Origin of the sequence: Streptococcus oralis (assembly GCF_003943385.1) — a bacterium.
Classification (GTDB): Bacteria; Bacillota; Bacilli; order Lactobacillales; family Streptococcaceae; genus Streptococcus; species Streptococcus oralis_CA.
Genome location: NZ_RJPI01000003.1, coordinates 1 through 21987, shown reverse-complemented (window position 1 = coordinate 21987; position 21987 = coordinate 1). Strand labels below are relative to the sequence as shown.

The window sequence follows — 21987 nt, the reverse complement described above, 5'->3', positions numbered from 1 at the left end:
TTAGAAGTAGATGAGTGAATGAGATAGACTTTCAAATCTATTTTAGGAGAAAGGGAAGTAACATGAAAAAATTATTTAGCTTGATATTGGCACTTCTGTTACTTATCACGCTTGGAGCTTGTGGAAAATCAGGTGGAAGAGCGGACGATGCCTTAGTGGGCAAATACGTAGCTGTTAGTGGAACGGCCATGGGAGTAACCCTCTCTGGTGATGATATGGCTGGCTTCAAACTCGAATTGATGAGTGGAGGCAAGGCGAAACTAAACGTAGAAGGAACAACTGCAGAAGGTAAATGGAAAAATGATGATAATACGTTAACTCTTACTATTGAAAATACTGATATGGTTGGCAAGCTTGGTAAGGATACGATTACATTTGAAAGCATCTTGAAAGAGCTTGTCGGAACTTCAATGGATGTAAAACTTGCAAAAGAAGGAACAGATGCAGCGAAACCTGAGAACTTCTTGCCAGAAGAAGAGAGAGCCCTCTTAGGAGACTGGATAGGCGCGTCTGTAGCGGATGTAATGGATGCAGACGCATCTGGAGAAATAGCACCAGATTCCTTGAAGGCAACTTTAAAGGCAGATCATACTTCTACAATCACCTATAAAGGAGAAGTAATTGCCACTCCTAATTGGAGTTATGTGACGGGTACCATTATATTTGAAGGTAAGGTTGCTGGAAATGCGAGTCTATACAGTGAACAAAAAGATGGGGTCTTTAAAATAACTTATAGCGGAGATAAGTATTATACCTTTACAATGAAATCATCTAAAGGAGATTAGAATAATAAATGGGCTAAATCAGTGCGGTGATGGTATGGAACTGTCATCGCACTTTTGGATTGGCTAATGTAGTTATTAACAATAATTTACGGATCCAAAAATTTTAATGATTTCATAGGATTTTGATTGCAATAAAAACGAACGTTCATAAACTATTTACTCTAAAAATTGACAAAAACTGTACTTTAGTTTATAATAAATTAAGGAAACGTCGGAAAAGACGTAGTGATGCGAAGGCATAGGTAGGTCATTACAAAAGAAACGAGACATCGATATGTTAAATGAATTTCCAATTTTTGATTACGAAGATATTCAATTGATCCCAAATAAATGTGTCATTAAAAGCCGTGCAGAAGCGGATACAAGTGTCACACTTGGAAATCACACTTTCAAACTACCTGTTGTGCCAGCCAATATGCAGACGATTTTGGATGAGAATGTAGCAGAGCAGCTTGCTAAAGGTGGCTACTTCTATATTATGCATCGTTTTGATGAGGCGGGGCGCATTCCTTTTATCAAACGCATGCACGATCAAGGGCTCATTGCTTCCATTTCTGTTGGTGTTAAGGATTACGAGTATGACTTTGTTAGCCAGCTCAAGGCTGATGCTCCTGAGTATATCACGATTGATATTGCCCATGGTCATGCGGATAGTGTGATTTCTATGATCCAACACATCAAGAAAGAATTGCCAGATACTTTTGTCATTGCTGGGAATGTGGGAACGCCAGAAGCAGTGCGTGAATTGGAAAATGCCGGTGCGGATGCTACTAAGGTTGGAATCGGTCCTGGTAAGGTTTGTATCACCAAGGTTAAGACTGGCTTTGGTACAGGTGGTTGGCAGTTGGCAGCACTTCGCTGGTGTGCTAAAGCAGCTCGTAAACCGATCATTGCTGATGGTGGGATTCGTACTCATGGTGATATTGCTAAGTCTATCCGTTTCGGTGCTAGCATGGTTATGATTGGTTCCCTTTTTGCAGGACACATCGAAAGTCCAGGGAAGACAATCGAAGTCGATGGGGAACAGTTTAAAGAATACTATGGTTCAGCTTCCCAATACCAAAAGGGTGCTTATAAAAACGTGGAAGGCAAACGCATCTTACTTCCTGCTAAAGGGCATTTGCAAGACACCCTTACTGAGATGGAGCAGGATTTGCAAAGTGCCATTTCCTACGCAGGTGGACGCAAGGTTGCTGACCTCAAGCACGTTGATTATGTAATCGTGAAAAACTCTATCTGGAATGGTGATGCATCCCACTAATGGAGGCATACCCCACCCAAAAAACTTGTTATTAGAGCAAATTTCTGTTATAATAAAACAAGTTTCCACCCTTAGTGTAATGGATATCACGTAAGATTCCGGTTCTTAAGATGGGGGTTCGATTCCCTCAGGGTGGATGTAAACAGCCTAAAAAAGCCTTTAAATAAGGCTTTTTCTTTATATTTCCTCCAAAATTGGAAATCTTTTTTCAAAAACTACCCAAATCTTTCCTAGTCCCATTTTAAAGTGACTCAGAGGGCTTTTTTTGATATAATAGAAAGGATCGTAATTATTAGAAAGAGGTCAGTATGAAAGAATTACAAACTGTACTGAAGAAGCGTTTTGCAATCGAATTTGCAGACAAAAACTTACTGGAAACGGCCTTTACTCATACGAGTTATGCCAATGAGCACCGCCTCTTAAAAATTTCACACAATGAGCGCTTGGAATTTTTAGGAGACGCTGTTCTGCAATTATTGATTTCCGAATATCTGTATAAAAAATATCCTAAGAAACCAGAGGGAGATTTGTCTAAACTCCGTGCCATGATTGTCCGTGAGGAGAGTTTGGCTGGTTTTGCGCGTGATTGCCAGTTTGATCAATTTATCAAATTGGGTAAAGGGGAAGAGAAGTCTGGTGGTCGCAATCGTGACACCATTCTTGGTGATGCCTTTGAAGCCTTTCTGGGAGCTTTGCTTTTAGACAAGGATGTAGCTAGAGTAAAAGAGTTTATCTATCAGGTCATGATTCCCAAGGTTGAAGTAGGTGACTTTGAGATGATTACGGATTACAAGACACACTTGCAAGAGTTGCTCCAGGTCAATGGGGATGTGGACATTCGCTACCAGGTGACTTCTGAGATGGGACCTGCCCATGATAAGGTTTTTGATGTAGAAGTTCTGGTTGAAGGCAAGAGTATCGGAAAAGGCCAAGGACGCTCCAAAAAATTAGCAGAGCAAGAGGCTGCTAAAAATGCCGTTGAGAAAGGGCTTGATTCATGTATTTAAAGGAAATTGAGATCCAGGGATTCAAGTCTTTTGCTGACAAGACCAGGGTCGTCTTTGATCAAGGTGTGACAGCTGTCGTTGGGCCCAATGGTTCTGGGAAGTCAAATATCACAGAAAGTCTGCGATGGGCCTTGGGAGAGTCCAGTGTCAAGAGTCTTCGTGGTGGCAAGATGCCGGATGTCATCTTTGCTGGAACTGAAAGTCGCAAACCACTCAATTATGCTTCGGTTGTCGTGACCTTGGACAATGAAGATGGTTTTATTAAGGATGCGGGGCAAGTTATTAAGGTAGAACGCCATATCTACCGTAGTGGAGATAGCGAATATCGAATTGATGGTAAGAAAGTGCGCTTGCGTGATATACATGACCTGTTCTTGGATACAGGTTTGGGACGGGATTCCTTCTCTATTATTTCCCAAGGGAAGGTTGAGGAGATTTTTAATTCCAAGCCTGAAGAACGCCGAGCCATTTTTGAAGAAGCTGCAGGAGTTTTAAAGTACAAAACTCGTAGAAAAGAAACAGAGAGCAAACTGCAACAAACTCAGGACAACCTAGACCGTTTAGAGGACATTATCTATGAGTTGGACAATCAAATCAAGCCTCTTGCCAAACAAGCTGAAAATGCTCGGAAGTTTCTCGACTTGGATGGTCAGCGTAAGGCGATTTATTTGGATGTACTGGTTGCCCAAATCAAGGAAAATAAGGCTGAACTAGAGTTGACAGAAGAAGAGCTAACGCAGGTTCAGGAACTCTTGACTAGTTATTACCAAAAGCGTGAAGAGTTAGAAGAGGAAAATCAGACTCTTAAAAAGAAACGGCAAGATCTCCAAACTGAAATGGCCAAAGACCAAGGGAGCTTAATGGATTTGACCAGTTTGATCAGTGACTTAGAGCGAAAACTAGCCCTATCCAAACTGGAATCTGAGCAGGTAGCCCTTAATCAACAAGAAGCACAAGCACGTTTGGCGACTCTGGAAGATAAGAGAAAGGCTCTAAGTAAGGAAAAGGCTGAAAAAGAAGGGAATCTGGAACAGTTAGAGGAAAGTTTAGCTGAAAACAACAAGGAACTCAATCGTTTAGAAGCAGAATTGTTGGCATTTTCAGATGATCCTGACCAGATGATTGAGCTCTTACGTGAACGTTTTGTGGCACTTTTACAAGAAGAAGCGGATGTCTCAAACCAGTTGACACGAATAGAGAATGAACTGGAGAACAGCCGTCAACTATCTCAAAAACAAGCTGATCAACTTGAGAAACTGAAAGAACAACTGACTACAGCTAAAGAGAAGGCCAGTCAACAGCAGGCTGAGCTTGGAACTGCCAAGGAGCAAGTTCAGAAATTATTGGCAGACTACCAAGCTAGTGCCAAGAAACAAGAGGAGCAGAAAGTTTCTTACCAAGCCAAGCAGAGCCAACTCTTTGACCGTCTGGACAGTCTCAAAAACAAGCAAGCTAGAGCCCAAAGTTTGGAAAATATCCTAAGAAATCATAGTAATTTTTACGCGGGTGTTAAGAGTGTTCTTCAAGAAAAAGACCGTCTTGGTGGGATTATTGGTGCAGTCAGTGAGCATTTGACCTTTGATGTGCATTATCAAACTGCCTTGGAGATTGCACTTGGAGCCAGCAGTCAGCATATCATTGTAGAAGATGAGCAAGCGGCAACCAAGGCTATTGATTTTCTCAAGCGCAACAGAACTGGTCGTGCAACCTTCCTTCCTTTGACAACGATTAAGGCGCGTACAATCTCTAGTCAGAATCAAGATGCTATCGCTGCAAGTCCAGGATTTCTGGGCATGGCTGATGAGTTGGTGTCGTTTGACAAGAGACTAGAAGCCATTTTCAAGAACTTGCTAGCTACGACGGCTATCTTTGATACCGTGGAACATGCGCGTGAAGCTGCTCGTCAAGTTCGCTATCAGGTTCGCATGGTGACGCTGGATGGGACAGAGTTGCGTGCAGGCGGTTCCTACGCGGGGGGGGCCAATCGTCAAAATAACAGTATCTTCATCAAGCCAGAGCTAGAGCAATTACAAAAAGAAATTGCTGAAGAAGAGGCCAGTCTGCGTTCAGAAGAGGCAAACTTGAAGACCTTGCAAGATGAGATGGCAGTATTAACAGAAAGATTAGAAACTATCAAATCACAAGGTGAGCAAGCTCGTATTCAGGAGCAAGGTTTGTACCTCGCCTATCAACAAACCAATCAGCAGGTCGAAGAATTGGAAACGCTTTGGAAACTTCAAGAAGAGGAATTAAATCGCCTTACTGAAGGAGATTGGCAAGCGGACAAGGAAAAATGCCAAGAGCGCCTTGCTACTATTGCCAGTGAAAAGCAAAATCTGGAAGCTGAAATTGAAGAAATTAAGTCTAACAAAAACGCTATTCAAGAACGCTATCAAAACTTGCAGGAACAGATTTCTCAAGCGCGCTTGCTTAAGTCCGAACTGCAAGGACAAAAGCGGTACGAAGTGACTGATATTGAACGCTTAGGCAAGGAACTGGATAGTCTGGATATCGAACAAGAGGAGATTCAGCGTCTCCTCCAAGAAAAGGTCGATAATCTTGAGAAAGTGGATACGGATTTGCTAAGCCAGCAGGTGGAAGAGGCCCAAACTCAGAAAGCCAATCTTCAACAAGGTCTGATTCGCAAGCAGTTTGAGTTGGATGATATCGAAGGTCAACTAGATGATATTGCCAGTCATTTGGATCAGGCTCGTCAGCAGAACGAGGAGTGGATTCGTAAACAAACACGCGCTGAAGCTAAGAAGGAAAAAGTCAGCGAACGCTTGCGCTATCTACAAGCTCAATTAACAGACCAGTACCAGATTAGCTACACAGAGGCTTTAGGAAAGGCTCATGAACTGGAAAATCTCAATCTGGCTGAGCAAGAGGTTAAGGATTTAGAGAAGGCTATTCGCTCACTGGGACCTGTCAATTTAGAAGCTATTGAACAGTACGAAGAAGTTCACAGCCGTCTGGATTTCCTCAATAGCCAGCGTGATGATATTTTGTCAGCGAAAAATCTGCTTCTTGAGACCATCACAGAGATGAATGATGAGGTTAAGGAACGCTTTAAATCAACCTTTGAGGCTATTCGTGAATCCTTTAAAGTGACCTTTAGACAGATGTTTGGCGGTGGTCAGGCAGACTTGATTTTGACTGAAGGAGACCTGCTGACAGCTGGGGTTGAGATTTCTGTCCAACCACCAGGTAAGAAAATCCAATCTCTCAACCTCATGAGTGGTGGTGAGAAAGCCCTATCAGCTTTGGCTTTGCTCTTCTCAATTATCCGAGTCAAGACCATTCCTTTCGTCATCTTGGACGAGGTAGAGGCGGCGCTGGACGAAGCCAATGTCAAACGTTTTGGGGATTACCTCAACCGCTTTGACAAGGATAGTCAGTTTATCGTCGTAACCCACCGTAAGGGGACGATGGCGGCAGCGGACTCTATCTATGGAGTTACCATGCAGGAATCAGGTGTGTCTAAGATTGTTTCGGTTAAATTAAAAGATTTGGAAGAAACAGTAGACTAGTTACCAAACAATAGCATTTCTTAGGAGGTGCTATTTTTTAAAACTAAAGTGCTAAATTTTTTCTTAAGGTCAGTTCAGGCGTAAAAAACGACATTTGGGATTTCCTCTTAGCGAAAAGGCTTTCTCTATGATATAATAGTTTCATGATTACAACAGTACCTATTAAGAACGAAAAAGATATTGCAGTACCGGGTAAAACAGTCCTTGTACTAGGTTATTTTGATGGCATCCACAAGGGACATCAGAAACTTTTTGAAGTGGCCAGCAAGGCTTCGATGAAGGATTATCTGCCAGTTGTCGTAATGACCTTTACAGAGTCGCCAAAACTTGCCTTACAACCTTACCAACCTGAGCTCATGCTCCATATCGTCAATCACGAGGAACGGGAGCACAAGATGAAGTGGCACGGAGTAGAGGCTCTTTTCTTACTTGACTTTAGTAGCAAATTTGCTAGTTTAACGGGTCAAGAGTTCTTTGATACCTACATCAAGGCTTTAAAACCAGCTATCATTGTAGCAGGATTTGACTATACGTTTGGTTCAGATAAGAAAACTGCGGATGACCTGAAGGACTATTTTGATGGAGAGATCATCATTGTTCCTCCAGTTGAGGACGAAAAGGGCAAGATTAGTTCCACACGGATTCGTCAGGCTATTCTTGATGGAGATGTAAAGGAAGTCAATCATCTGCTCGGCACTCCGCTCCCATCTCGTGGGATGGTCGTTCATGGAAATGCTCGTGGGCGTACTATCGGTTATCCAACAGCCAATCTGGTCCTAAGAGATCGAACCTATATGCCAGCAGATGGGGTATACGTAGTTGATGTCGAAGTGCAGCGTAAAAGATATCGTGGGATGGCGAGTGTTGGCAAAAATGTCACCTTTGATGGAGAAGAGCCACGTTTTGAAGTCAATATTTTCGATTTTTCAGACGATATTTACGGTGAGACAGTCATTGTCTACTGGCTGGACCGTGTCCGCGATATGGTCAAATTTGACTCTGTAGAGGAACTGGTAGACCAACTCCAGAAAGACGAAGAGATTGCTCGGAATTGGAAGGATGGAGAGTAGAAAAGTTTAAAAAAGTGAACCATATTTTGTGTTTGCTTTTTTATTTTTGAAAGAAATTTTTATAGCGAGAAACATGATTGAAGCTTAATTGAAAATCTGTTAAAATAGTGATATTCATAACTTTAAAACCAAAGAAAAGAGACTATATGATTACAGGCGAATTAAAAAGTAAAATCGATCAACTGTGGGAAATGCTGTGGACTGAAGGAAATGCAAATCCTCTAACAAATATTGAACAATTGACTTATCTTCTGTTTATGAAGGATTTGGATAGTGTTGAACTTGGACGCGAAAGCGATGCTGAGTTTTTAGGGATTTCTTATGAGGGAATTTTTCCAAAAGACAAACCTGAATACCGTTGGTCGACTTTTAAAAATATAGGAGATGCTCAGGAAGTTTATCGTTTAATGACCCAGGAGATTTTTCCATTTATGAAGAATCTTAAGGGTGATACTGATGATACAGCTTTTTCACGTTATATGCGTGAAGCCATCTTTCAAATTAATAAACCTGCTACTCTCCAAAAGGTGATTTCCATATTAGATGAATTTCCAACCAGAGGCTCAGGCATAGACTTTGATAGTGACACACAGGGGATTAATGATATTGGCGACATCTATGAATATCTGCTATCAAAATTGTCAACCGCAGGTAAAAATGGACAATTTCGTACACCTCGTCACATCATCGATATGATGGTTGAGTTAATGCAACCAACTATCAAGGATATTGTCTCAGATCCTGCTATGGGGTCTGCGGGTTTCTTAGTATCTGCTAGCCGTTACTTAAAGCGTAAGAAAGATGAATGGGAAACCAATCCAGATAATATCAAACATTTTCATAACAATATGTTTCATGGAAATGATACGGATACAACTATGCTGAGACTTGGTGCAATGAACATGATGCTACATGGAGTGGAAAATCCACAAATTAGTTATCTTGACTCACTATCTCAAGATAATGAAGAAGCAGATAAGTACACTCTAGTTTTAGCAAATCCTCCATTTAAAGGGTCACTTGACTACGATTCAACTTCAAATGATCTCCTTGCGACTGTAAAAACCAAAAAGACAGAATTGCTTTTCCTTGCTCTTTTCTTGCGTACCTTGAAACCAGGGGGACGTGCAGCGGTTATTGTACCTGATGGTGTCCTCTTTGGTTCCTCTAAAGCCCATAAAGGAATTCGTCAGGAAATTGTAGAGAATCATAAATTAGATGCTGTAATATCAATGCCAAGTGGCGTTTTCAAACCTTATGCTGGAGTTTCAACTGCCATTCTCATCTTTACAAAAACTGGAAATGGTGGAACGGATAAGGTCTGGTTTTACGATATGAAAGCAGATGGTTTAAGTTTGGATGATAAACGACAACCGATCAGTGACAATGATATTCCAGATATTATTCAACGTTTCCATCAACTTGAAAACGAAGCAGAACGTAAGAGAACGGACCAGTCTTTCTTTGTTCCAGTTGATGAGATAAAGGATAATGATTATGATTTATCGATCAATAAATACAAAGAAATCGAGTATGAAAAAGTTGAGTATGAACCAACAGAAGTTATCTTAAAGAAAATCAATGATCTAGAAAAAGAAATTCAAGCTGGCTTGGCAGAGTTAGAAGAATTACTCAAGTAGGGAGATGGATGTATGAAAAAAGTGAAGTTGGGGGAAGTGGCTACTTTTATTAATGGATATGCTTTTAAACCTCAAGATTGGTCATCTGAAGGAAAAGAGATTATCAGAATACAGAATTTGACTAAAACTTCAAAAGAGACAAATTATTATTCGGGTACGATTGATAAAAAATACATTATTGAAGATGGTGACATTCTTATTTCTTGGTCGGGTACATTAGGAGTTTTTCAGTGGTGTGGAAAATCCGCAGTGTTAAATCAGCATATTTTTAAAGTGGTTTTCGATAAGATAGATATCGATAAATCATATTTTAAATATGTTGTTGAAAAAGGTTTGCAAGATGCTGTAAAACACACTCATGGTTCCACAATGAAACATTTAACAAAAAAATATTTTGATAATATTTTGGTTTCATATACAAATTTGAAAGAGCAACAAAGAATTGCAAGTGAACTAGATTTGTTAAGCAAGCTGATTTTAAGGAGACAAGAACAACTTAAAGAGCTTAATCTACTCGTCAAATCCCGATATTCCGAGGAGGTGGTTGCGTGAAGAAAGTGAAGTTATGTGATCTTGGGAAAATTATTACAGGAAATACACCTAGTAAAAAAATATTAGAATTTTATGATAGCAATGATATCCCTTTTATAAAACCAGATGACTTTAAAACTATAGATGAAATTTCGTCATCAAAAGGGAATAAAAATTATATATCTGAGAATGCACGAAACAATGCAAGAATTGCCCCCAAAAATTCAGTATTAGTAACTTGTATAGGTATAATTGGAAAAGTTATGATTTCTGAATCTGAATTATCATTTAATCAACAAATTAATGCAATTGTTCCGAATAAATTAATTTTATCTAAATATTTAGCATATTTATTGCTATATAATAAATCGAAATTAGATTTTATTTCCAACGCGCCCGTTGTCCCAATAATCAATAAAACTCAATTTTCGGAGTTTGAAGTTACGTTCCATGAGGATATTGATGTTCAAGAAAAGATTATACAAAATTTAGAGAATTTAGATAATCAGATTTTAAAAAGAAGACATCAATCTAAATTACTCTCAAACCTTGTAAAATCCCGATTTAACGAGATGTTTGGGGATCCTATAAATAATGACAAGAAATTTGCAGTGAAAACGGGACAGCAGTGTTTTAAATTTTCAAGTGGAAAATTTCTTGATAAAAATGATAGAGTTTTTGAAGGTTACCCTGCCTATGGTGGAAATGGTATTGCTTGGAAAAGTCGAAATTATTTAATTGATANTTCAACTATTATCATTGGTCGTGTAGGTGCATATTGTGGTAATGTAAGAACTACTCACGGTAAGGTATGGATAAGTGACAATGCTATATATATAAAAGAGTTTAAAAATTTAGATTTTAACCTTGTATTTTTATTAGAATTAATGAAAGTAATTGATTTTAGTAGATTTGCTGATTTCTCAGGTCAACCAAAGATAACTCAAAAACCATTAGAAAAACAGAAATATATCCTCCCCCCTCTAGCCCTCCAAAACGAATTCGCGGACTTTGTTGCTCAAGTCGACAAATCACAATTGGCAATTCAAAAATCTCTGGAAGAATTGGAAACCTTGAAAAAATCACTTATGCAGGAATATTTCGGTTAAGCTCTGAGATGAAATAGCAGTTTTACACTATCATTGTAATTACCGTAATTATTTGTTATAATACTTCAAAGGAGGAAATCAGATGGTCGTAAAAACAAGAAAACAAGGAAATTCAATCACCATTACGATTCCAAGCGAGTTCAATATTCCAAGTGGTGTTAAATACGAAGCGAAATTGTTACCAAGCGGTGAAATTATCTTTACTCCTGAGGAATTGAATCATCAGGTCTCTTATGTTTCTGATGATGCCTTTAACTTAAAATTGGATACAATTTTTGATGAATACGACGATGTTTTCAAAGCTTTGGTGGAAAAATGACAGTCTATCTAACAGAAAAGCAAATTGAAAAAATCAATGCTTTAGTAATTCAACGGTATTCTCCAAAGGAGCAAATTCAAACAGTTAGTCCTTCAGCGTTAAATATGATTGTGAACTTACCAGAACAATTTGTTTTTGGCAAACCTCTTTATCCAACAATTTTTGATAAAGCAACAATATTATTTGTCCAATTGATAAAGAAGCATGTTTTTGCCAACGCCAATAAACGAACGGCCTTCTTTGTTTTGGTGAAGTTTTTACAATTAAATGGTTATCACTTTACTGTTTCCGTGGAAGAAGCGGTTGATATGTGCGTGACTATAGCGGTAGAAGCTTTAACTGATGAAAAAATGATAAACTACTCTAAATGGATTTCTGAACATTCTATCAGAGAAAAGGTCAAAAAGTAAGATAGTATGCTGGATTAAAATGAGCATAAGAAAATAAATGAACAGGCAATATTAGAATTCTGTAATGCAGAAACTGATATTGCCTCTTTTTATTGATGAGTAATAATGAAAGTGAGAATTTATGGAATCAAAAGTTACAATTATCATACAAGAAATGTTACCACTTTTAAACAATGAACAATTACTAGCATTGAGAGAGAGTTTAGAACGCCATCTAGTGGATGGAAAAAAGCAGCAAAAGTATTCGAATAATTATCTGTTGCAACTATTCATCACTGCTAAGCAGGTGGAGGGCTGTAGCGCAAAAACAATACGTTATTATCAGAGAACAATTGAAAATTTGTTTCATCATATTAAGGAGTCTGTGACACAACTGACAACAGATGATTTAAGGAGTTATCTAGCAAATTATCAGTCTGAAAAGGACTGTAGTAAGGCGAATTTGGACAATATTCGGCGTATATTGTCCTCTTTTTTTGCTTGGCTTGAGCAAGAGGAATATATCATCAAGAATCCTATTCGAAGGATTAAAAAAATTAAAACAGAACAAACTGTGAAAGAAACTTATACGGACGAACATCTGGAAATTATGAGAGATAATTGTGAAAATTTAAGAGATTTGGCAATGATTGACCTACTAGCATCAACAGGTATGCGTGTAGGAGAACTGGTCCAGTTGAATCGTTCTGATATTGATTTTGAAAACAGAGAGTGCGTTGTTTTTGGAAAAGGAAAAAAAGAAAGACCCGTATATTTTGATGCTCGTACGAAAATTCATTTAAGAAACTATCTCAATGATAGAAAAGATAGTCATCCAGCTCTTTTTGTAACGCTACTTGGAAAAGCCCAGAGACTTGGAATTGCTGGTGTCGAGATTCGATTGAGAAAGTTAGGACAAAAACTTGGAATACAAAAGGTTCATCCACATAAATTCAGAAGAACCCTAGCGACAAAGGCTATTGATAAAGGAATGCCTATTGAGCAAGTCCAAAAACTACTCGGTCACAGCAAAATTGATACAACTCTGGCCTATGCCATGGTTAACCAAAGCAATGTCAAACATTCACACCAAAAATTCATCTCTTAACTGCAAATCCCGATTTAACGAGATGTTTGGGGATCCTGTTCTGAATGAAATGGGTTGGGAAAAACATAGATTATCAAAATTAACATTAAAAATTGGTTCAGGGGCTACACCTAGAGGAGGAAGAGAAAGTTATGTCAACGAAGGGATAGCACTTATTAGAAGTATGAATGTATATGATGGTAAGTTTATTTTCAAAGATTTAGCTTATCTAACTAATGTTCAGGCTGAAAAATTAAATAATGTAATTGTTGAATCCGACGATGTTTTGCTAAATATTACAGGTGCATCTGTATCTCGTTGCTGTATTGTTCCTCAAAATATTTTGCCTGCGAGAGTTAATCAGCACGTTTCTATAATTCGTTGTAAAAAGCACTTATTATCACCAATATTTTTAAATCAACTTCTAATAACTTCAGAGTTTAAGAGTTTGTTACTGAAAATAGGAGAAAGTTCAGGCGCCACCCGTCAAGCGATAACAAAAAATCAGATTGAAGAATTATACATCCCCCTCCCCCCTCTTTCCCTCCAAAACGAGTTCGCAGACTTTGTGGCTCAGGTCGACAAATCACAATTTGCTTGTGGGATAGTTATAAAACTGTGGAGAAATAGCTTGAAATCTAGTATAATATAGCTATCTATTTATTCAAAGTGAGAGAAAAATGGGAAATTTTGATTTTCTTTTAAATAACGAAGAGTATGAATCTTTTTCAAAGCCTTGTATAGAAGCTGAAAATATGATTGCGACATCTACTGTGGCTACTGCTTTTATGGCGCGTCGTGCTTTGGAGCAGGCTGTTCATTGGATATATAGTCACGATTCATATTTAGAAGCTCCCTATCGTGCTACCTTATCTTCTTTGGTATGGGATGATGATTTTAGAGAGATTGTGGATCCTGAGCTCCACAGGCAGATTGTTCTTTTAATTCGATGGGGAAATCATGCTGCACATGGTGGAGAAATTAAGGAACGAGAAGCGATTTTGGCTTTGCATCATTTGTATCAGTTTGTCAATTTTATTGATTATTGCTACAGTAACGAGTTTGTGGAGCGTTATTTTGACGAGCAGTTATTGCCACTTTCAGCAAACATCAAGTTTCGAGAAACGCCACAATCTATGGCGAAATTACAAAACAGTTTGCCAGATCTTCCTGATTTCGATGAACAGATGGCTAGTCAGTCCTTGGCTGTTCAAGAGACTTATACTGAAAAACGTGAAACAGCAGCTCTACGGCAAGATGTATCTTTCCATATCGATCAACTATCTGAATCAGAGACAAGAAAACTCTTTATTGATATCGATCTCCGTTTAGCAGGTTGGACATTTGAGGAAAACTGTCGTGTTGAGGTAGCCGTTCATGGTTTGAAGCATGGTACAGGAACTGGATACTGTGACTATGTCCTTTATGGCAAAAATGGGAAAGTTCTAGCAATTGTTGAAGCTAAAAAGGCATCTGTAAATCCAGAAGTAGGGGAAGTACAGGTCAAGGAATATGCTGAAGTTCTTGAGAAACAAATCGGCTATCGGCCAATTTGCTTTATTACCAACGGTCTAAAGCACTACATACTTGATGGTGTTAATCGTCGCCAGATTGCAGGGTTCTACTCTCAAGAAGAGTTGCAACTGTTGATGGACAGACGTCACTTGCAAAAACCACTCGAGGATATTTCTAGCAAAATTAGGGACGACATTTCTGGACGTCATTATCAGAAACATGCGATTACAAGTGTCTGTGAAGCATTCTCCAATAATCGGAGACAGGCACTCTTGGTCATGGCAACTGGGTCTGGGAAAACCCGCACAGCGGTTTCCCTAGTTGATATCCTTTCGCGTCATAACTGGGTAAAAAATGTTCTTTTTTTGGCTGATAGAACTTCCCTAGTTAAGCAAGCTTATGATTCATTTAGGAAATTACTTCCAGATCTTTCAGTTTGCAATTTCTTAGAGGATAAAGATGGTGCTCGATCTAGTCGAATGGTTTTTTCAACCTATCCGACTATGATAGGGGCGATCAGTGATCAAGAAGAAGTAAATCAACGCCCCTTCACTGTTGGGCACTTTGATCTCATCATAATTGACGAGTCTCACCGTTCTATTTATCAGAAATACAAATCAATTTTTGATTATTTTGATGCAAGGATTGTAGGATTAACTGCCACTCCGCGTCAAGATTTGGATAAAAATACCTATAGTTTCTTTAACTTGGAGAATGGTGTTCCAACATACGCATACGATCTGGAAGAGGCTGTCAAAGATGGCTATTTAGTAGCTTATCATTCGATTGAAACGAAGTTGAAACTACCTACGGATGGTCTACATTACGATGATTTATCTCAAGACGAAAAAGAATATTTTGATAGCCAATTTGAAGATGGTAGTTCTGAAAAAGATATTGACCCTGAGGATTTTAATACCTCTATTTTCAATAGAAAAACAGTTAAAATTGTTCTAGATGAACTAATGACAAGAGGGATTCAGACAGCTTCAGGTGACGAAATTGGTAAAACCATTATCTTTGCTAAAAACCATCGACACGCTGAATACATCAGAGATATTTTTAACGAACGCTATCCTGAAAAAGGAAGCGATTATGCTCAAGTGATTGATTATAGCATTAAGCATTATCAAACCTTAATTGATGATTTTAAAATTAAGGAGAAATACCCTCAAATTGCAATTTCTGTTGATATGTTGGATACAGGTATTGACGTGCCAGAAGTTGTTAATTTAATCTTTTTCAAGAAAGTGCGTTCTAAAACTAAGTTTTGGCAGATGATTGGTCGTGGAACCCGTCTTTGTAAAGATTTATTTGGCCCTGAGCAGGATAAGGAAAACTTCTTGGTATTTGATTATGGTGGTAATTTTGAATATTTCAAAGCCGATCCAAGAGAAGGAGATGGCCGTCACATTGTTTCTCTGACTCAACGTTTGTTTAACATCAAGGTGGACTTGATTCGAGAACTGCAGGGGCTTCATTATCAAGATAATCAGTTTGCTAGAGAATACCGTCAACAACTCGTCTCAGAACTTCATGAACGTATGGTGAGCTTAAATGAGTTAGACTTTAGGGTTCGTATGGTCTTAGATACAGTTTATACTTACAGAAAGTTGGAAAATTGGCAAAATCTAACGACCATCACAAGTGAAACAATCCAGAAAGATCTTTCTCCGCTTCTTTTTGAAGAAAATAAAGAGGATGAGATGGCGAGACGATTTGATTTATGGTTGTTTCAGATACAGTTAGGACAACTGTTAGCTAAGTCAGCAACTGTCCATATATCTCAAGTTATGAAAACAGCTAAGGCTCTTGCTAGGGTTGGCAATATACCACAGGTTTTTGCACAGGCTGAAATCATCAGGAAAGTACAAGAACCAGAATTTTGGGAAGAAGTTGATTTATCTGAGCTGGAAAAAATACGCTTTGCGCTTCGAGATTTACTACAGTTTTTGGATAAACCGGAACGCACTGTATATTATGTCAATTTTGATGATCACATTCTTTCCACTGTCCATGATACTAAGCCATATTTACAAGTCAATGACCTGCGATCTTATAATGAAAAAGTTGAACATTATTTGAAAACTCATCTAGATGATGAAGCAATTTCTAAGTTATACCATAATGAAAAATTGACCTCTCAAGATTTACTTGCACTTGAAACATTGCTATGGGAAAAATTAGGTAGCAAGTCAGATTACCAACAACATTATGAAAATAAGGCAATTCCTAGATTGGTTCGTGAGATTATTGGTTTAGATAGAGAGGCTGCCAATCAAGTTTTTTCTAAATTTCTATCGGATGAGAGTCTCAATGCCAAGCAAATTTCCTTTGTGAAATTGATTGTAGATTACATTGTAGAAAATGGTTGCTTGGAGACTAAAGTTTTAACACAAGAGCCGTTTAAATCGTATGGTTCAGTTCAACTACTCTTTCAACACCAACTCCCTATACTTCGTAATATTGTCCAAACAATTGAACTCATCAATGATCGAGCTGGAGAAGCAGCATAAATAATAAGAGGTTGTAAATGCAAACGCAAGAAGAAATGAATGTTCTGGTACCGGAAAAATTAGCAGAAATTGAGCGTGATTATGGTGTCACAGTTTTGTGGGCTATTGAGTCTGGTAGTCGTGCCTGGGGATTTGAGTCTCCTGATAGTGACTTTGATGTGCGATTTATCTACAAACACAAGCAAGATTTTTATCTCCGTTTGAATGAACAGCGTGACGTTATCGAGCTACCAATTGACGATACTTGGGATGTGAGTGGCTGGGATTTAGACAAGACTTTAAAACTCCTTTATAAGTCAAATCCAACACTGTTTGAATGGTTACAGTCGCCAATTGTTTATCAACAAACGAATTTTATCGAACGCATACGTCCTCTTGCAAACCAGTATTTTTCAGAGAAAAAAATGCTCTACCATTACTTGAATACTGCTAGAACTCAAATGAATAAGTATCTTTCTGGAGACAAGGTTAAACCTAAAAAGTATTTCTATGCGCTACGTCCTATTTTGGCTTGTCGTTGGATTGAAAAATACCATTCTGTTCCGCCAATTTTATTTGATGATTTGGTGAAAGAATTGCTTCCGTCTCAAATGAAGGAGCATGTTTTAAGATTGCTTGACATTAAGATAAACGGTCCTGAAGGTATGGAAATTGATCCGATTAAGCCAATTCAAGATTATATTTTAGATAATATCCAAGAGCTTGATGTATACGTTCAAAGCGTTACTGAGATGAAGAAAGACTGGAAAGCTCTAAATCAATTTTTCCTTGAAGAATTAAGTTACGACTGAGGTTGTTTATGGGTAAATGGACATGTAGATGCGGGCGAGCAATGGACAACCATAGAACACCCGATCCAAATGCTTTTTCAGTTTATTCGGATACGTTGTTTGAAGAAATTATGAATAAAGCTGACGACCATAATAAAATTTCTTATGATGATATTTCAGAAGCTTCTTTTTATATGTGGAAGTGCCCTGAGTGTGGAAGTTTCATGGTTTTTGGCGAAGACGATGATGAAGATCGCTTTACTTTTTATGAGCGCAAAGAAGTTGAAAAGGTCGAGCCTCTCTTTGATCCAGATCAAGAGCTAAATCTTGTTGTAGTTGAGTTTCAGGAGGGAGGGAATGGCTATACTTATATCTGCGATGACCCAAATATCCATATTGGGCACGCTGTTATTGTCCCAGTAGGGAAAGAAAATACTGAAAAAACTGCTTTAGTTGTACAGAAGTATCATGCCCTACCAAAGGATATCACCTTTCCTGTTGAAAAGTTAAAACGTATCATCCGTAGGTATTCACATTTCGACCCATTCACTTCGAAAATCGTTTGTAGAAATTTAATTAAGCTTGGAAGAATTCTTGATGCTTGCTCTAAAAATGCTAAACCTAACTCTCAGCAAACATATCATGGTATCAAAACTCCCTTAGGTTATTTCTGGTTAGAATTAAATGGAGTTCCAATTCCAATGAAAATCACACAGATTCAAGTCAAAGATAAAAAGTACCAAGTGGATGGCGCCCTTTATATAAAGCCTTTAGAGATTAACTGTAGAAGATTCTATGAGCTGGAATTATGTGCAGATTTTGATATTGATGCCTCGAGATGGGTCGATGTTCTCTCGGATGAAAATGTTTGGGGCAATAGCTGGGAACTAAATGGTCTTCAATTTGGTATTACTGCAGGGGAATCTCCAGAATTTGAAGACGAAGTTGCTGCAAGAAAATATAGTCGTATCCCACTTTATTATGACTGGCACCCTGAATTTGAAGATTATTATGGATTCAGTTTAGCTTGGAAAAAATACGAATCTGATAGCGATTTATCAATAGATTTCTATACAACGTAAGATGCAGGAGAATAAGCATGAATCAAGCATGGGAATTATTGTTTGAAGGCAAAATTGAAGAGGCTAAAAAATTAGTTGAAGCTGATTTTTCTTTGGAAACTTGCACTAATTTTAGTTTATTAAATTTGATGGGCTATATCTATCTTGAAGAGCAAAATTATAAGGAGTGCTTAAGTATCTACCAGCGTTATATTGACTTAGCCCGAATTAAAAGTGACCAAGAAAATGAACATGTTGGTTATCATCAGTTAGCGATGATTTACAGGGAAATGGGTCATTTTCAAAAAGCTCTACTCTATATCGATCAGGAAATGCAAATTATAAAAAAATATTTTCCCAATGATGCTTTGAAATTTTCTGTTAACAACTATGAACAAGGCTACCTTCGTTTAAAGTTGGGAAATCTAGAAGAGGCAGAAAGCTATATGCAAGAATCCCTAGATTTTGCTTTGACAACTGAGGACTTCATTGCCCAAGCCTGTTCCTATAGAGGGATGGGAGAGATTTATCTGAAGCAAGGTTCAGTCAAATCACGAGATTATTTTTATCAATCTATTCAACTCTTTGAAAAAGCTGAGGATAAAATTGGAGCAGACGAGGTAAGAGCTTTATTACAAAATGAGAAGTAGTCCAACTGAGTTGAAGAAAAACAGTAAAAAGCGGAGATTCATGGCGCAGAAAAGGGGCTAGTTCCTAATTTCAACAACTGGAAGTTATGAACTAGCCTCAAAAGTTTGACAGAAAAAATCCAGTTATGGGACTTAGTGCATTTATATTATGTCTTCATTTTACAGAAACCGAAAGTAAATAACTATTTTTAATATAAAATTTTGTCTTTTATCATATTTTTTTGAAAAAAGCTAGTAATTTGACTGAAAAAATTTGCAATTCTCCACAAGAAAATATATAATATAGTTGAGATGGAAAAACGTTTTTTAAAAGGAGGTGCACATTATGTTCTTAGGATTCTACTTCCGTTTTTGGTTCAGCATTTGGTGGCGTTAATAGAGGTTAGTGGTTGTTAAATTAAACTCAAATAGCTTTATGCCAGTAAGAAACTGAAATATTCAGTTTAATATGAGTTTTATTTTTTCTAGTAAATCAACGTTTTCTATCACAACTCTATTGCAGTTAAGCTATGATATGTGATGATTGTCAACCCTATCTTGTTAACATTTTTATGGTCTCGAGAAATCTTATTTCTTGGGACTTTTTCTATTGTTTGAAAGGTTGTGTGTTGATTTTGTTGAACTAGGAGAACAAAAAAGACAAGCTACTTTAAAAAGTAATTTGTCTGTTGTTGGGTCACTTTTTATTGAAACACACGATAAACGTAAGGATTTTCTGGTTTGTCTACTTTTGTGAAACTCTCAACTTCCAGTGTCGGGAGTTTTTGTTTGAGTTCTTTATGGTAGTGGAGGGTCATGTTTCCTCTAGCTGTAATCCAGGTATTATCAGGATATTGACGTGAGTTCCCCTTGGTCAAGAGTCCATATACACCAGAGTCAGCGATACAGTGGATTATCCCAAAGCGAAAGAGGAACTGGCTATCTGGATGACTAGGATCGTTATAGACAAAGCCTGTAAACTCGATTTTCTTCCCTTCAAACTCTTGAGGATAGTCATAGAGAACTTCCATGACCTCCATATAGTTTTCGTCTGTAACCTGAATGGTTGTTTTGGCAAGATATTTATCAGCTGTTGTCCTCATTTCCTTTTCATAAGCAGATTTGGAAAAATAGGTGCTGGTATCGGGTTTGAGGTATTGACTGGATGTACCTTCGCTTGCCTGAATAGCTGTGTCGGTTCCCTCAGCGAGTGGGAAATGATAGCCTTTGGCAGATACGGTTCTCGAGTCCAAACTTACTGTCGGAAAGGCAACTCCAATCAATAGAGGTAGTGACAGTAACAGGATGCTGATTCGTCTAGCTCGACGACTTTCTAAATGGCTGTGAGAATTGATTTTCTTGATCCAGATATAGAATTGGACCAGAGCCAATAGAAGAGAAAGGAGCATGGAGATATAGACTAGATAGGAATAGTGGAGGTTGATGTAGTGGCTGAGCTTGCCAGATAGCTGCAGATAAAGGGTCAGAGCAAAATAACCCAGTAAAATGAAAAATCGGATCATAGCATTACCTCCATCATGTAAGAATAAAGAAAGACAAGCACTGTCACAATGCCCATGAATTGCCAGATGAAGCGCACTTTGAGATAGTGTTTCATCATGAGGAGATTTTTGATATCAAGCATGGGACCAATGACCAGAAAAGCAAGGACTGGTGCTAGGCCAAAGCTCGAGAGGAGAGAAGCTCCGACAAAGGCGTCCGCCTCGCTACAAAGAGAGAGGAGAAAGGCAAGAAACATGAGCAAGAGAATCGCAAGGACTGGATTAGCACTGATAGAGGTCAGGATCCGAGTTGGGACATAGACCTGTACGATAGCTGCAAAGAGACAACCAAAGACCAAGTAACGCCCCATATCGAAAAACTCGTCAATAGCTTGTATAAAGACCTGAAAGACTTTTCTAGCAGGAGTCAAGTGTGAAAAGTCATGTTCATGACAAGTAATAGAATTCTCTTTTTGAATGGGTTCCTTCCAGAAAAATCCTAGGAAAATCCCCAGAACCAAAGCAATCACAATAGCTCCCAGAGCTCGCAAGATGGTAATTTTTAAGGAATTGCCAAAGGCAGAATAGGTAGCGAAAAGAACGATAGGATTGATGATGGGAGCAGTCACTAGAAAAGGAACTGCCGTGTAGCTGGGGACTTTCTTTTCCAGAAAACGATTGATAATCGGAACAATCCCACACTCACAAGAAGGAAAGAGAAAGCCAATGAAGGTACCAAAAAAGATTCTTCCCCAACGATTGCGAGGAAGAAACTCATAAACTTTATCAGGTGTGATATAGACCTCAATCACCCCCGAAATGAGACTCCCAATCAGGACAAAAGGAAGGGATTCGATGATGATAGAGAGAAAAATAGCTCCCGCTTGTAAGATGCTAGGAGGAAGAGATTGAAAAATCGTCATCTATTTTTTCTTCTCAACTTTTTCTTTTTTGTCTTTATTATCTGGGAAAGTGACTTGTGTTAAGTCAGGAAGTTTAGCAAATTCTTCAAACATCTTGTCCAAGTCATCCGTTTTTGTAAATTTAACAGCCATGGGTCTACCTCGATTCTAAATTTCTTTTTTATAATTACTAATTATTTTGTGTTTTTTTTTAAAAACGTTATTAGTAGTCGAGATGAAATATATAATATTATAAACAAGTTCAAAAAAAGTATTAACTTTCCAAAAAAGAAATAAATTTGCTTAGATATTATTAGATAAAGGAAGTTTAGTAAATTTTGAACATTAGGTATGGGAACTATAA

At 38.1% G+C, this 21987-nt stretch carries 18 protein-coding genes, 1 tRNA gene and 1 pseudogene; 17 read left to right on the top strand and 3 right to left on the bottom strand.

Translation table 11 applies throughout. From position 1 onward, the window contains the following. Positions 1-62: 62 nt before the first annotated feature. The 17 genes and pseudogenes from D8803_RS02995 (at position 63) to D8803_RS02915 (ending at position 19240) form a co-directional block, all read left to right on the top strand. Positions 63-785, top strand: coding sequence for a hypothetical protein (locus D8803_RS02995; RefSeq protein WP_061416952.1), 723 nt, complete (start codon positions 63-65; stop codon positions 783-785). 274 nt (positions 786-1059) lie between these two features. After that, complete coding sequence (locus D8803_RS02990; protein ID WP_000931163.1) at positions 1060-2046, top strand: GMP reductase; 987 nt, start codon at positions 1060-1062, stop codon at positions 2044-2046. A 65-nt stretch (positions 2047-2111) separates the two neighbouring features. After that, positions 2112-2183 (top strand) — tRNA-Arg (locus D8803_RS02985). 171 nt (positions 2184-2354) lie between these two features. Then, positions 2355-3053: a ribonuclease III gene (gene rnc, locus D8803_RS02980; RefSeq protein WP_000661476.1), complete on the top strand. Its 699-nt coding sequence runs from the start codon at positions 2355-2357 to the stop codon at positions 3051-3053. Then, positions 3044-6583 (top strand): chromosome segregation protein SMC, encoded by a 3540-nt coding sequence (gene smc / locus D8803_RS02975; protein WP_131200196.1) that lies wholly within the window; start codon positions 3044-3046, stop codon positions 6581-6583. The genes rnc and smc overlap by 10 nt, the downstream gene beginning before the upstream one ends. A 143-nt stretch (positions 6584-6726) precedes the next feature. Beyond that, the gene (locus D8803_RS02970; protein ID WP_084925957.1) at positions 6727-7653 is read left to right on the top strand and encodes a bifunctional riboflavin kinase/FAD synthetase; all 927 of its coding nucleotides are present in this window, start codon (positions 6727-6729) and stop codon (positions 7651-7653) included. A 146-nt stretch (positions 7654-7799) separates the two neighbouring features. Then, the gene (locus D8803_RS02965; protein ID WP_084925954.1) at positions 7800-9293 is read left to right on the top strand and encodes a class I SAM-dependent DNA methyltransferase; all 1494 of its coding nucleotides are present in this window, start codon (positions 7800-7802) and stop codon (positions 9291-9293) included. 12 nt (positions 9294-9305) lie between these two features. Beyond that, a pseudogene (locus D8803_RS02960) lies at positions 9306-9830 on the top strand (restriction endonuclease subunit S); the annotation flags it as partial. Between the two features lie 11 nt (positions 9831-9841). Beyond that, positions 9842-10933: a restriction endonuclease subunit S gene (locus D8803_RS02955; protein WP_131200195.1), complete on the top strand. Its 1092-nt coding sequence runs from the start codon at positions 9842-9844 to the stop codon at positions 10931-10933. 82 nt (positions 10934-11015) lie between these two features. After that, complete coding sequence (locus tag D8803_RS02950) at positions 11016-11252, top strand: hypothetical protein (protein ID WP_061416945.1); 237 nt, start codon at positions 11016-11018, stop codon at positions 11250-11252. Beyond that, positions 11249-11662: a type II toxin-antitoxin system death-on-curing family toxin gene (locus tag D8803_RS02945; protein WP_061416944.1), complete on the top strand. Its 414-nt coding sequence runs from the start codon at positions 11249-11251 to the stop codon at positions 11660-11662. The genes D8803_RS02950 and D8803_RS02945 overlap by 4 nt, the downstream gene beginning before the upstream one ends. 121 nt (positions 11663-11783) lie before the next feature. After that, on the top strand, positions 11784-12749 hold the full coding sequence (xerA, locus tag D8803_RS02940) for a site-specific tyrosine recombinase/integron integrase (protein ID WP_061416943.1): 966 nt from the start codon (positions 11784-11786) through the stop codon (positions 12747-12749). After that, the gene (locus tag D8803_RS02935; RefSeq protein WP_131200194.1) at positions 12694-13380 is read left to right on the top strand and encodes a restriction endonuclease subunit S; all 687 of its coding nucleotides are present in this window, start codon (positions 12694-12696) and stop codon (positions 13378-13380) included. Before xerA ends, D8803_RS02935 begins: the two co-directional genes overlap by 56 nt. Positions 13381-13408: 28 nt before the next feature. After that, positions 13409-16759: a DEAD/DEAH box helicase family protein gene (locus D8803_RS02930; RefSeq protein ID WP_131200193.1), complete on the top strand. Its 3351-nt coding sequence runs from the start codon at positions 13409-13411 to the stop codon at positions 16757-16759. A 17-nt stretch (positions 16760-16776) separates the two neighbouring features. Further along, complete coding sequence (locus D8803_RS02925; protein ID WP_131200192.1) at positions 16777-17550, top strand: DNA polymerase beta superfamily protein; 774 nt, start codon at positions 16777-16779, stop codon at positions 17548-17550. Between the two features lie 8 nt (positions 17551-17558). Then, complete coding sequence (locus tag D8803_RS02920) at positions 17559-18611, top strand: hypothetical protein (RefSeq protein WP_061416939.1); 1053 nt, start codon at positions 17559-17561, stop codon at positions 18609-18611. Between the two features lie 17 nt (positions 18612-18628). Next, the gene (locus D8803_RS02915; protein WP_131200191.1) at positions 18629-19240 is read left to right on the top strand and encodes a tetratricopeptide repeat protein; all 612 of its coding nucleotides are present in this window, start codon (positions 18629-18631) and stop codon (positions 19238-19240) included. A 683-nt stretch (positions 19241-19923) separates the two neighbouring features. On the opposite strand, the gene D8803_RS02910 is transcribed toward D8803_RS02915, so the two are convergent. From D8803_RS02910 to D8803_RS09905, 3 genes are read right to left on the bottom strand one after another with little or no spacing between them, the layout of a single operon-like run. Further along, positions 19924-20742 (bottom strand): TIGR03943 family putative permease subunit, encoded by an 819-nt coding sequence (locus D8803_RS02910; RefSeq protein ID WP_131200190.1) that lies wholly within the window; start codon positions 20740-20742, stop codon positions 19924-19926. Further along, positions 20739-21644: a permease gene (locus tag D8803_RS02905; protein WP_131200189.1), complete on the bottom strand. Its 906-nt coding sequence runs from the start codon at positions 21642-21644 to the stop codon at positions 20739-20741. The genes D8803_RS02910 and D8803_RS02905 overlap by 4 nt, the downstream gene beginning before the upstream one ends. Then, positions 21645-21776 carry an SPJ_0845 family protein gene (locus D8803_RS09905; RefSeq protein WP_125415907.1) on the bottom strand — a complete coding sequence of 44 codons (132 nt, stop codon included), beginning with the start codon at positions 21774-21776 and terminating at the stop codon, positions 21645-21647. It lies immediately after the preceding gene. Positions 21777-21987 lie beyond the last annotated feature (211 nt).